Source organism: Acidocella aluminiidurans (genome assembly GCF_055383125.1).
In genome coordinates this window covers 3,351,111-3,363,013 of the sequence record NZ_AP031589.1, presented here as the reverse complement: position 1 = coordinate 3,363,013, position 11,903 = coordinate 3,351,111, and the positions used below count along the sequence as shown (strand labels likewise).

At 59.5% G+C, this 11,903-nt stretch carries 7 protein-coding genes and 2 pseudogenes; 4 read left to right on the top strand and 5 right to left on the bottom strand.

The window, feature by feature from the left end:
* Nucleotides 1–134: 134 nt before the first annotated feature.
* Nucleotides 135–272, top strand: a pseudogene (locus ACZ46S_RS16595) (IS630 family transposase); the annotation flags it as partial.
* Between the two features lie 45 nt (nt 273–317).
* Here the strand turns inward: ACZ46S_RS16595 and ACZ46S_RS16590 are convergent.
* The 5 genes and pseudogenes from ACZ46S_RS16590 to ACZ46S_RS16570 all read right to left on the bottom strand — a co-directional run bounded on the left by ACZ46S_RS16590 (nt 318) and on the right by ACZ46S_RS16570 (nt 7,004).
* Nucleotides 318–1,662, bottom strand: a pseudogene (locus ACZ46S_RS16590) (IS701 family transposase).
* Between the two features lie 84 nt (nt 1,663–1,746).
* Complete coding sequence (locus tag ACZ46S_RS16585; RefSeq protein WP_464062625.1) at nt 1,747–2,418, bottom strand: MarC family NAAT transporter; 672 nt, start codon at nt 2,416–2,418, stop codon at nt 1,747–1,749.
* Nucleotides 2,419–2,433: 15 nt separating this feature from the next.
* Nucleotides 2,434–4,446 (bottom strand): NAD-dependent DNA ligase LigA, encoded by a 2,013-nt coding sequence (ligA, locus tag ACZ46S_RS16580; protein WP_464062624.1) that lies wholly within the window; start codon nt 4,444–4,446, stop codon nt 2,434–2,436.
* A complete protein-coding gene (recN, locus tag ACZ46S_RS16575) occupies nt 4,443–6,122 on the bottom strand; it encodes a DNA repair protein RecN (RefSeq protein ID WP_464062622.1) in 1,680 nt (559 codons plus the stop codon). Before recN ends, ligA begins: the two co-directional genes overlap by 4 nt.
* Nucleotides 6,123–6,128: 6 nt before the next feature.
* Entirely contained in the window at nt 6,129–7,004 is an 876-nt protein-coding gene (locus ACZ46S_RS16570; protein ID WP_295737402.1) for an outer membrane protein assembly factor BamD, read from the bottom strand.
* Between the two features lie 318 nt (nt 7,005–7,322).
* Here ACZ46S_RS16570 and rpsA point away from each other — a divergent pair, with 318 nt between their 5' ends.
* The 3 genes from rpsA to ACZ46S_RS16555 all read left to right on the top strand — a co-directional run bounded on the left by rpsA (nt 7,323) and on the right by ACZ46S_RS16555 (nt 10,920).
* A complete protein-coding gene (gene rpsA, locus ACZ46S_RS16565; protein WP_295737400.1) occupies nt 7,323–9,056 on the top strand; it encodes a 30S ribosomal protein S1 in 1,734 nt (577 codons plus the stop codon).
* 135 nt (nt 9,057–9,191) lie between these two features.
* Nucleotides 9,192–9,590: a PAS domain-containing protein gene (locus ACZ46S_RS16560; RefSeq protein WP_464062621.1), complete on the top strand. Its 399-nt coding sequence runs from the start codon at nt 9,192–9,194 to the stop codon at nt 9,588–9,590.
* Nucleotides 9,535–10,920, top strand: coding sequence for a methyl-accepting chemotaxis protein (locus ACZ46S_RS16555; protein WP_464062619.1), 1,386 nt, complete (start codon nt 9,535–9,537; stop codon nt 10,918–10,920). The genes ACZ46S_RS16560 and ACZ46S_RS16555 overlap by 56 nt, the downstream gene beginning before the upstream one ends.
* Nucleotides 10,921–11,903 lie beyond the last annotated feature (983 nt).

Genomic DNA, 11,903 nt, shown 5'->3' with positions numbered 1-11,903 from the left:
CTGTATGAGCGCCATTGTGAACATAGGAACAGGTCGTGGGCGGCGTGATGACCACGCGCTCACGCGAGAGATGTTCGGGGAAGGTATTGCGCTCGGGTCGCTGACGGGCGAACCCCGCGACCGACGTGACCTGGGCCGATATCGTCGTGTTCATTGACGCACACAAAAAACCCAAACCGTATCGGTGGGTTAAATCCGCCAGCCAGATCCTGGCTTCCGTCAAACGATTCTTCCACAAGATAATGAAGCGAACCCCAGATTCGGGTGACTAGCACTACTTTGGCATATTTTTATTAGTGTTTTTTGTCAGTGGCTTGTCACAGTGCGGGCATCTTTGAGGTGGCGGCCGCGCGAAGAGATTGAGGATCTCGTTTCTGATTGCCGGCATGGTCGGTTGCGGTGGTGGCCCCTCGATCCTTTTTTTTTTCGTCCCGCTGCTTTGAGGCAGCGGGATTGAAGGAAGGCGTAGGCGATCATTGTCATCAGGGCATGTCGATGTAGCCCAGCCCAGGACCTGCCCTCAAAGTGATCAAGGCCAAGTTCCTCTTTGAGTTGCTGGTGGGCCTGTTCGCAGACCCACCTGGCTTTTATCGCGGCGGCCAGCGTCTTGATGGTGGTATCGGCCGGCAGGTTTGACAGATAGTATTTTTGCTCGCCTGTCGAACGCCGCTCGCCGACGAGCCACACCTCCTCGCCCGGCATGCACTGTACGCGATTATCGAGCATTCGGTGCTTATGGCCGTCGGCCACCCGAACACGGCAGGCGGCAAAGAGGCATGTCAACCCACCTTTCGTGCCCTGACGCCAGGTGATCTTTTTCCATTTTTTCCCGGTCAGCATTAGCTCTGCGGAGATCGGAGCCTGGTCAGGGACATGGTATTTTCGGCGTCTCCCCGCTTTTGCAACGGGGAAGGACAGGGCTATATCGGCCGGATAGACGTTCTGGCGCCGGGACAGCCCCACCGCCCATAGCAGACCACGCTCGCTCAAAGCTTCGCGAAAAGGCCCGCTTGATCCGTACCCCGCATCGGCAAGCACACAACCAAAACGCGCGCCGGAAGCGATGACACGGTCGATCTCCTCAATGGCAATTTCCGGCTTTGTTCGCATGGACTGTCGATCCGCCGGCACACGGGCCCGCGCCATGCGTTTGGGATCGTCCGTCCAGCTCTGCGGCAGAAATAGCCGAAGACCGACCATCACCGGCACCTCGCGCGAAGCAAGCGTAACCGAAACCAGCGACTGACAGTTGGCGGTCTTGCCAAGTGCGGAAGCATATTGCGGCGCAACGCCAACCGAGTTGCGTCCCTTCTTCGGCAAGGCGGTGTCGTCGATGATCAACCAGCTATCATTGCCGCCAACCAGTTTGTCGGCCTCGACCAGCAGAGCCGCTTCCAACGGCGCCGCATCCCAGACGCTGCTGCCGATGAAATGGTGAAGCTGGTCATAATTTATGCCGTTATCACGGGCCGCCATCGGCTGAACGCTCTTGCGATCGCCAGGGCCAATCAGCCCAGCCACATAAGCAGGACACATCCGCCGGCGCGTGCTATGCCCAAGCGCATCCAAGAATGGTTCAAGCCAGCGCTCAAGCTCCTCGGTCCAATCCAATCTCACGGCCGCCATGGTCAGCCTCATTAATGCCGACCACCCATGAATCAGTCAAAAACCGATTCGGGAATCCTAAAAATGAAAATCTACCGAATTTTCTGCCAAAGTAGTGCTAGAGTAGGTATTATCATACGACTATCGAACAAACGCGTCGTGCAAAATGGGATTAAGCCCGGTAATGGCGATTTGAACGCCGATCCCCAACAGTAAAAAAGCGACCATTCGCGAGACGATGATTTGCCCTGACTGGCCCAGAATGCGGACCATGCGATCCGACGCGCTGTAGCAAACCCAAATCATCAGCGCATTTGCGAGCACTGCCAACGCGTCTCCTGCATAGAATATCCACGCTTGCGCCCAGCCATCCGGTCGACCCGTTGCCAGCGAAATTGTAACGGCGATTGTCCCTGGCCCGGTGGTGAAGGGAAGTGTGAGAGGGAAAAAGGCATAACTCGCCAAATCCTGGTCCGCTGCAGCGGCTACTGCTGCAGCGTCTTTTTGTTTTCGCTTGGTCCCACTCTCTGGGGCATTCAGCATTTCATACGCACGAACCGAAACCACCAATCCCCCGGCGATACGTAGGGCGTTCATCGAAATGCCAAAAAAATTAAGCATGTAGGTGCCGGCCAAGAGGGCCGAAATCATAACACAAAAAGAGTAAAGCGCGACACGCTTGGCCAGGCGCTGCCGCTGCGAGCGATTTTCGGCTCCTGCGACCTCATAAAAAATAATCGCGCCGCCAAGCGGATTTATGATCGAAAAGAGCGCCGGAAATGCAAGAAGAAACGCCGATACTGCCTGATGCATGCCTGCTTCCTTTTCTCAGAGCCCGGATAGATCCTTAAATTCCTGCTCTGACAGGATCCTGATCCCTAATTCGAGCGCCTTCTTCGCTTTCGATCCAGCCTCCTCCCCGACAACAACATAGTCAGTCTTTTTCGAAACCGAATCTGTAACCTTGGCGCCTAGCATTTCCGCACGTGCTTTGGCTTCAGGGCGCGCGATTGAAAGCGTCCCGGTAAAAACAACCACCTTGCCGGCGAAAATTGAATCCTCGCCGCCCGCAATCTCGGCATCAAGAACACGAACTTCATGTTCCAGCGCCGCAAGCGTGTCCAGGTTATGGCTTTCGTTGAAAAAGGCCAATAATTCATGAGCGATTGCTGGGCCAATTCCGGAGATTGAGCCTAATTCCAACCTTGCGTCTGAGCCGATTACCTGTGCCGCAAGCATGGACTCTTTCCATATCTTGTAAGAGCCATAATGCTTCGCCAGAAGCTTGGCGTTATTCTCGCCGATGCGGCGTATGCCAAGCGCGAAGATGAAACGGGCCAAATCTATGTCTCGCCGCGCTTCGATGGCCGCAGACAGTTTGGCCGCTGAAACCGCACCCCACCCCTCACGTTTTGCAATAACGCCTTCCAATGCGGGCAACTTGAAAACATCCGGCGGTCCCTCCAGCAAACCTGCTTCATGGAACTCGGTGATTGTTTTCTCGCCCATCCCTTCAATATCAAAAGCCCCGCGGGAACAAAAATGGATAAGCCGTTCGACGATCTGCGCCGGGCAGGTCAAACCTCCCGTGCAGCGCCTGACGACGTCATCATCATCCCGGATGGCCATTGCGCCACAGGCGGGGCAATGATCTGGAAAAAGGAACGGTTCGGCTTTCTCGCCACGCTGGAGCACCCGCAAGATTTGCGGAATGACATCTCCTGCACGATGCAGCTCTACAATGTCGCCGATGCGGAGATCCTTGCGTTCGATTTCGTCTTCATTGTGCAGGGTCGCGTATGTCACCAGCACGCCACCGACATTCACCGGCTTCAGCCGAGCGCGCGGTGTGAGCGCACCGGTCCTGCCAACTTGGATTTCAATATCTTCTAGAACCGTGCTTGCTTTTTCAGCTGGGAACTTCCACGCCACCGCCCATCTAGGTGCACGACCGACAAAGCCAAGGCGATTTTGCAAGCCGAGATCATTTACCTTATAGACGACACCATCGATATCGTAAGGCAGATCAGCACGCCTTGCTGCCATTTCGGTCTGAAAATCTTCAGTACCGCTCTCATTCACCAGGCGGGAAAGCGGATTGACTTGAAAGCCCCACCGCCGGAGCGTGGCCAGATACTCCATATGCGTTTGCGCCACGGGCACCGAGGTTTCGCCCTGCGCATAGACATAAAGCGATAATTTCCGTCTCGCGGTGATGGACGGGTCCAGCTGGCGAAGGCTTCCCGCGGCCGCATTGCGCGGATTGGCAAATTGCCGTTCCTGCGAGGCGTTCAACGCCAGAAAATCCGCTTTTGTCATATAAACTTCGCCGCGGATTTCGATGAAGTCCGGTGCGTCGGAGGGTAACGCGCGCGGCAAGCCGTCCAGCGTCAGGATGTTCGCTGTTACGTCCTCCCCCTCACTGCCATCTCCGCGCGTCGCTGCGCGCACGAATTTGTGCTGCTCATATACAAGGGAGATCGACAAACCATCCATCTTTGGTTCGGCGACAAACTCCAAAGCGTCTTCCTTCAACCCCAGAAAACGCCTGATCCTTAAAACAAACTCCTCAAACTCTCCGGCGTTGAAAACATTGTCTAATGACAACATCGGCGTCCGGTGAAGAATTTTCTTGAAACCGGTGGCCGGCTTTGAGCCGACTTGCTGCAGCGCCTCCGCGTCGCTGCGCCATTCGGGATGATCGGCCAGTATCGCCTCGGCCTCTTTACGCAGGGCGTCATACGCCGCATCCGGCATGGTCGGCGCGTCTTGCGTATGATAGGCTATATTGGCGGCCTCAATTTGTGCCAATAAACGCAAAAAATTGTCTCGGTCTGTCATTTCGTTAAAAGGCTCTCGGCCGCTTGGCGTGCGGCCTGCGTCACGCTTTCGCCTGACAGCATGCGCGCAATCTCCTCGCGCCTTTCCTCATCATTCAACATCTTCACGTCCGTCACGGCCCGGCCGTCGATTTCCAGTTTCTGCACGCGCATCTGCGCGTGGGCCCGCGCGGCCACCTGCGGCGAATGCGTCACCACCAGCACCTGCACCTCATCGGCAACGCGCGCCAGCCTCTCACCCACGGCGGCCGCGGTGGCGCCGCCAATGCCGGAATCCACCTCGTCGAAGATCAGGGTTTCATTGTCCGACCCGGCGGAGAGGACCACTTTCATGGCCAGCATCAAACGGGACAATTCACCACCGGAGGCGATTTTATCAAGCGCGCCAGGCAATTCGCCAGGGTTGGTGGAGATCAAAAAACGTATCGCGTCAGTTCCCCGCGGCCCCCATTGCGCCTCTGGCAAAGCACTCGTTTCAACCACAAACCTTGCCCGCTCCAGCTTCAGAGGGGGTAATTCAACCGCAATCGCCGCCTCCAGCTTGCGCGCACTCACTTCTCTCTGCTTCGATAAGTCGGCAGCAAGATCGATATATGCGTCGCGCAGTTTCTGCGTTTCCGCCGATAATTGCGCGAGGCCAGCGACGCCGCTTTCCAGCGCGCTCAGGCGCTCCCGCAAGGATTGGAGGAATGCCGGCAACTCCGCCACCTGCACCCCGTGCTTACGCGCCGCCGCCCGCAAGGCGAACAAACGCTCTTCCGTCGCTTCCAGGGCGCGCGGATCGTCATCCTCCGCGGATGCCAAACGCTCCAGAAAATCTTCCGCTTCAGCCAGCGCGACCTCAGCCCGCTCTATGGCCGCGATGGCAGGACCGGCAGGATTGACGTGGCCAGCCGGCACAGTCACGCGGGCGATGGCCCGGGCCGCCGCACGCAAAGCCGCCGCCGGCCCGGCTTGGCGACGATCCTTCGGGCGCAGCTCGCTAATCGCGCTGGCGATTGCCTCGGCGCGCCGTTCTCCGGCCTGCAGGCGCAAGCGCTCGGCGGCAAGAGCTTCCTCCTCACCCTCCACCGGCGCGAGCTTGCCCAACTCCGCCGCGGCATGACGCAGAAACTCTTCTTCCTTCGCGGCGTCTTCGATTTTTTTATGTGCCTCAGCAAGGCGCGCAGCAGCATGTCTCCAGGCCTTGTAGGCGGTGGCGACCAGTTCACGCCCGGATTCGGGAACGCCGAAGGCATCCAGCAGCGCCATATGGTGAGCGGGATCCGCCAGCCCGACCTGTTCATGCTGCCCTTGCACCTCGATCAGCGACGCGGTGAGGGTCTTCAAAAACCCGGCACTGACCGGTTGATCGTTGACCAGCGCCCGGGAACGGCCATCCCGCGAAACAATACGACGCACGAGGATATCTTCGCCGGAATCGAGCCCTTGCTCAGCGAGCAGCCTATGAACGGAATGCCCCGGCGCGGCCGAGAAGCTGGCGGCCACCACAGCCTGAGCGGCCCCCGCGCGGATCAAGCCCGAATCCGCCCGTGCGCCCAGGACCAAGCCGAGACTATCCAGCAGGATCGACTTTCCCGCCCCGGTCTCCCCGGTCAGCGCAGTCAGTCCGGAGGAAAAATGCAGATCGAGCCGCTCGATCAGCACAACATCGCGGATCGAGAGGCTATTCAGCATCGCCTATCAGAAGGGCCAGTACCAATGGTGCCTCGGCTTAGCGGGCGCGGGGGCCACGGCATCCGTGCTTGCGGACGCTTCATCCGCCTTATTCACCAGCCCGTGAGCCTTCAACTTATCATAAGCCGCTTTATACCAGGAGCTGCCCGGATAGTTATACCCCAGGACCGAAGCGCTGCGAATCGCCGCATCGGGCAGCCCAAGGTCGAGATCGACCTCCACCATGCGCTCCAGGGCTTCGGGGGCGAAGGTTGTGGTTTGATAGGAATTTGCCACTGTCTGGTAGCGGCCGATGGCCGCGGCATATAGGTGCTGCTTCTCGTAAAAACGACCGATCACCATTTCATGGCCCGCCAACCGATTATAGGCAAGGCGCATTTTTATCCGCGCATCGCGCGCGTAGGCACTATCCGGAAAGCGGGTCACCACATCTTGCAGTGCCTGAATCGCCTCGTATGTTGTGGTCTGGTCGCGCTGCACGTCGTCGATCTGCTCATAATAGCAGAGTGCTTTCAAATAATATGCGTATGCGGCTTCCGCGTCCTCGGGGTGCAGCTGAATGAAGCGATTCAGGGAGCTGATCGCGTCATCATAGTCCATCTGCTTATATTGAGAGTAAGCCGCCAGAATTTCGGCATGGGTTGACCAGGTGGAGTACGGGTAGGTTTCCTGCAGGGCGTTGAAATCGCCCACAGCCTTATCGTAATCCCCAGCCTGCATACGCTTCACCCCCGCGGCATATGCCTGGTCGGGCGGTGGAACGGTACCGCTGGCGAAGTCGCCCAGCGACGCATCGCCCTTTTTGGAGCTTGAACAGGCCGCCAAGGCGAGGCCAAGAGCGAGCAGGGACAGGCGGGCGAAGCCGGTACGGAGATATGTCATTGCGTCCGGCTTATAGCAGTTAATCCACGAACATGAAGCCTGTAGACGCCCCTGCCGAGAGACCTCTCTCGCAATCGCACCTCCCAACATCCCCAGCCTGCGCCAAGCCCTCGCCTGCGCCGGCTAGGCGCCGCATCTTCAGAGCGAAAACTGGCGGTTCTGCTTGACTTTGCGCCGATCCGGTCTAAACAGCTGGCTATCGTCAAACCGGACAATCCCCGAGCTGAGTGGGGGATTGTTTAGTCGTTGCCAGTTTCTGGCCGCGCATACCCGTCTCGGGCTGAAAATTCAGCCTGTTTCAAGGACATATATAGCCACATGGCTTCTTCCTCCACTGCCCTGCGTCATTCCGACGCCCCGGCCTATACCGGCGCCGATGATTTCGCCGCCCTCCTGGACGCCTCCCTCGGCGGCAATGCCGGTTTCGAAGGTTCCGTCATCTCCGGCCGCGTGCTGCGCATCGATGACGATTACGTGATCGTCGATGTCGGCCTGAAGTCCGAAGGCCGCGTGCCACTGCGCGAATTCGCCCCGGTCGGCGCCAAGCCGGAAGTGAACCCCGGCGACGTCTATGACCTCTTCATCGAGCGTTATGAAGACAAGGACGGCGCCATGGTGCTGTCCCGTGAGAAGGCCCGCCGCGAAGAGAGCTGGACCCAGCTTGAGAAGGCGTTCGAGGTCCAGACCCGCGTCAACGGCGTCATCCATGGCCGCGTCAAGGGCGGCTTCACCGTCGATCTCGGCGGCGCCACGGCATTCCTGCCCGGCTCCCAGGTCGATATCCGCCCGGTCCGCGATGTCGGCCCGCTGATGGGTGTGGCCCAGCCCTTCCAGATCCTGAAGATGGACCGCCAGCGCGGCAACATCGTCGTCTCCCGTCGCGCGGTCCTTGAAGAGACCCGTGCGGAGCAGCGCTCCGAGCTGATCACCGGCCTCAAGGAAGGCCAGATCCTCGACGGCGTGGTCAAGAACATCACCGATTATGGTGCGTTCGTGGACCTGGGCGGCGTCGACGGCCTGCTGCACGTGACCGACATTGCCTGGAAGCGCATCAACCACCCGGCCGAAGCGCTGACCATTGGCCAGCCGGTCAAGGTGCAGGTGATCCGGTTCAATGCCGACACTCAGCGCATCTCGCTGGGCATGAAGCAGCTCGAGGCGGATCCGTGGGAAGGTGTGGACGTGAAGTATCCGCCCGGAATCAAGGTGACCGGCCGCGTGACCAACATCACCGATTACGGCGCCTTCGTGGAGCTGGAGCCGGGTGTGGAGGGTCTCGTGCACGTCTCCGAGATGTCCTGGACCAAGAAGAACGCCCACCCGGGCAAGATCGTCTCCACCTCGCAGGAAGTGGAAGTGGTCGTGCTGGATGTGGACGCTTCCAAGCGCCGCATCTCGCTGGGCCTGAAGCAGGTGCAGCGCAACCCGTGGGAAGAGTTCCAGGACGAGCACCCGATCGGGTCCGTCGTCGAGGGCGAAATCCGCAACATCACCGAGTTCGGCCTGTTCATCGCGGTCGGCCCGGAGATCGACGGCATGATCCACATGTCCGACCTCTCCTGGGAAGAGACCGGCGAGGCCGCCATTGCCAAGTTCGGCAAGGGCGAAATCGTCAAGGCCAAGGTGCTTGACGTGGACGTCGAGAAGGAGCGCATCTCGCTCGGCATCAAGCAGCTTGAGGTCGACCCGGCCGCTGGCGTGCTGGATCGCATCCACAAGAACCAGATCGTCACCTGCACCGTGACCGCCGTGCAGAGCAACGGCATCGAAGTGAAGGTGGACGACGTGCTGACCGGCTTCATCCGCCGCGCCGAGCTGGCGCGCGACAAGGGTGAGCAGCGCCCCGAGCGCTTTGCTGTCGGCGACAAGGTCGATGCCAAGATCACCGCGGTGGACCGCGCGGCCCGCAAGCTGCAGCTGACCATCAAGGGCAAGGAGATCGACGAGGACAAGACCGCGATCGCGGAATATGGCTCCTCTGATTCCGGCGCCTCGCTGGGTGACATTCTGGGTGCGGCGATCCGTCGCCGCAACCAGCAGACCGAAGACTAATCCAGCCTGAAGCGGCACTGGATACGACCCGGCAGCGCAAGCTGCCGGGTTTTTTGGTTTTTAAGATAAAACTTTCTTAATGAAGTCGGTTGATAAGTCGCAGCGTCAAAACAACCCAGAGGCGCCTGAATACCGATGAAAACACCGCTTCAGATGCTGCGCGCGGCCGCCGCGATGGAGGGGCTCTCCAAATCCTACGCGGTGATCGAATTCGCGCCGGATGGCACGATCCTCGACGCGAATGACGCGTTTCTGCACGCTGTCGGCTATAGCCGCACCGACTTGGTCGGCCAGGCGCATCGGATTCTGGTGACGCCGGAGGAAGCCGCCTCCGCCGCCTATCGCGGCTTCTGGGCCAGCCTGGCGGCGGGCCAGCCCCACACCGGGGAGTTTCACCGACGCCGCAAGGATGCGGCGGGATTTATGGCTGCAAGCTTCCTATGCGCCCATCCGTGGGCGCCGTGGCAAGGTCACACGGGTGATCAAATTGGCGCTGGACACCACCGCGAGTCACGAGCAGGCCTACGCGGATAAAAACTTGCTCGAAGCGCTGGACCGCTCCCAGGCGGTGATCAGCTTCCGGCCGGACGGCACTATCATCGAGGCGAACAAGAATTTTCTTGCCGCGATCGGCTATCGGTTGGACGAGATCCAAGGCCGGCACCACCGCATGTTTGTGGACGCCGCCTATGCCGCCAGCCAGGATTATGAAAAATTCTGGGAAAGGCTGAGAAAGGGAGAGTTTGTCTCCGGCGAGTATAAACGGGTTGGCAAGGGCGGGCGCATTGTCCGGTTGCAGGCAAGCTATAATCCGGTTTTCGATAATACCGGCAAAATTGCCAGAATTGTGAAACTCGCCACTGACCTCACCGCGCGCATGGAGAATGTTCGGGAGATGGGAGTTGGCCTCGCCGCCCTGGCGCGAGGCGATCTGACCGCCGAGGTCAACCAAAAGCTGCTACCCTCTCTCGACGCGTTGCGGGTGGATTTCAACAACGCCCTGGCGACGATGCGCAAAACCATGAACGAGGTCGCCGGCGCGGCCGAAATCATCCTGGACAACGCGACGACGGTCAGCCACTCCGCTGCGCAACTCTCCCAGCGCACCGAGCAGCAGGCCGCTAGCCTCGAGGAAACCGCCGCCGCGCTGGAGGAGATCACCGTCACCGTCCGCAAATCCGCGGGAAACGCCGCCGACATGCGCGACATGGCGGGCAAGGCCAGGGACGACACGGCAAATTCCGGCCAAGTGGCCGGCGAAGCCGTGCAAACGATGGGCAAAATCGACGAAAGCTTCACGAAAATCGCCAATATCATCGGCGTCATCGACGAAATCGCGTTTCAGACCAATCTGCTGGCGCTGAATGCCGGGGTGGAGGCCGCCCGGGCCGGCGATGCCGGGCGCGGCTTTGCCGTTGTGGCCACCGAGGTGCGCGCCCTGGCGCAGCGCTCCGCCGATGCCGCGAAAGAGATCAAGTCATTGATTGGCGCGGCGGGAGGGATCGTCGGCGCGGGCGTGAATGCTGTGGCCGAGGCGCGGAAATCTCTGGAGCGGATCTCGGGTCATGTCGACGGCATCAACAGGAGCATCGGTGAAACCGCCGCTAGCGCCCAGGAGCAATCAACGGGGCTGGGCCAGATCAATAGCAGCATCGGCGAGATGGACCGCATGACTCAGGCCAATGCGGCGATGGCCCAGGAAGCGGCGGCGGCAAGTCAAAATCTGGAGAAAGCCGCGCAGGGCATCGCAGCGCAACTGGCGCGCTTCAATACCGGCAAAGCGGGGCCAGCATCCGCTCCGAAACAAGCGGCCCGCAGGCCGGCCGCCTTGCACGCCAGCACAACCTTGGAAACCGCCAGATAACATTGCCGCATGACGCACCCGCCCGCTTCAGATGCCGCCTTCCCGGTGCCCTATGTGTCGGGCTTACCGTATGAAACATCCGCGAGGCCGCCAAAAATAGAAAGAGACTCTAGGCTTTCCCCTAATGCGCCGCGAGCTGTAGCTCTGGCGTGTCATCTATGGAAACCTCTTCGCCAACGAAAAACCTTTGCGGTGGAGAGGATGGCGAGGGGATTAGCGCTTTCACCGAGCCGTCGGGCAACTGAATGATGATCTCGTCAGCCGATGAGGACGAGGCAACATCCCCCTGCCCCAACGCCTGCATCACCGCCCCTAGTGCCTGTCCGCCAGAGACTTGGCGCACAACCAGAATTTTACCCCGCAAAGCGGCGTCGGAGCGAGACGCAGTTTGGGGTAAGGATGACGGCACGGAGCTGGCGCAGCCAGCCAGGCAACCGGATAATATGATCAATGAAAACCAGGCACGATCCATGGTTGGTTGCTAGCATGCGGCCCCGACAACCGATAGCGACAGGAGGCGAGGTTTTTCTTGCCGCGAGTTTCCAGCTCGTTTAAGAGGTTATAGCGCCTTGTTTAAGCCATCATTGAGCTAAATAGTTTAAGTGGTGGCCAATAAATTGCGTGGAGGCTTAGATCTTGGGGGCTATCGGAAAGCTGGCAGTCAGCTTCACTCGGAAAGCTGCGAAATTCAGACCTGGGCTGGTTGCAGGATGCAGCAGCTTGGCTGTGCTTTCGGCATGCGCGGGTGGCCATAACAGCCGCACTGCCGCTGAATCCACGTCTTACTATCTTTCACACGCTGCCCATAATTATAATCCACCGGGCCCGCCAAGCGATCCATGGGGGCCTTATATTAAAGACGCGGCAGCGCATTTCGATGTACCCGCAATGTGGATCCGCCAGGTCATGCGCGTTGAATCAGGGGGCATGAATATAGCGGCGGCCATCTGATCGTCTCGTCTGCCGGGGCAATGGGGCTTATG

What these genes read in the sequence shown, in the direction of transcription:
- ligA (WP_464062624.1), bottom strand. Translation starts at nt 4,446, where the DNA reads ATGACAGACCGAGACAATTTTTTGCGTTTATTGGCACAAATTGAGGCC.
- recN (WP_464062622.1), bottom strand. Translation starts at nt 6,122, where the DNA reads ATGCTGAATAGCCTCTCGATCCGCGATGTTGTGCTGATCGAGCGGCTC.
- ACZ46S_RS16570 (WP_295737402.1), bottom strand. Translation starts at nt 7,004, where the DNA reads ATGACATATCTCCGTACCGGCTTCGCCCGCCTGTCCCTGCTCGCTCTT.
- rpsA (WP_295737400.1), top strand. Translation starts at nt 7,323, where the DNA reads ATGGCTTCTTCCTCCACTGCCCTGCGTCATTCCGACGCCCCGGCCTAT.
- ACZ46S_RS16585 (WP_464062625.1), bottom strand. Translation starts at nt 2,418, where the DNA reads ATGCATCAGGCAGTATCGGCGTTTCTTCTTGCATTTCCGGCGCTCTTT.
- ACZ46S_RS16560 (WP_464062621.1), top strand. Translation starts at nt 9,192, where the DNA reads ATGAAAACACCGCTTCAGATGCTGCGCGCGGCCGCCGCGATGGAGGGG.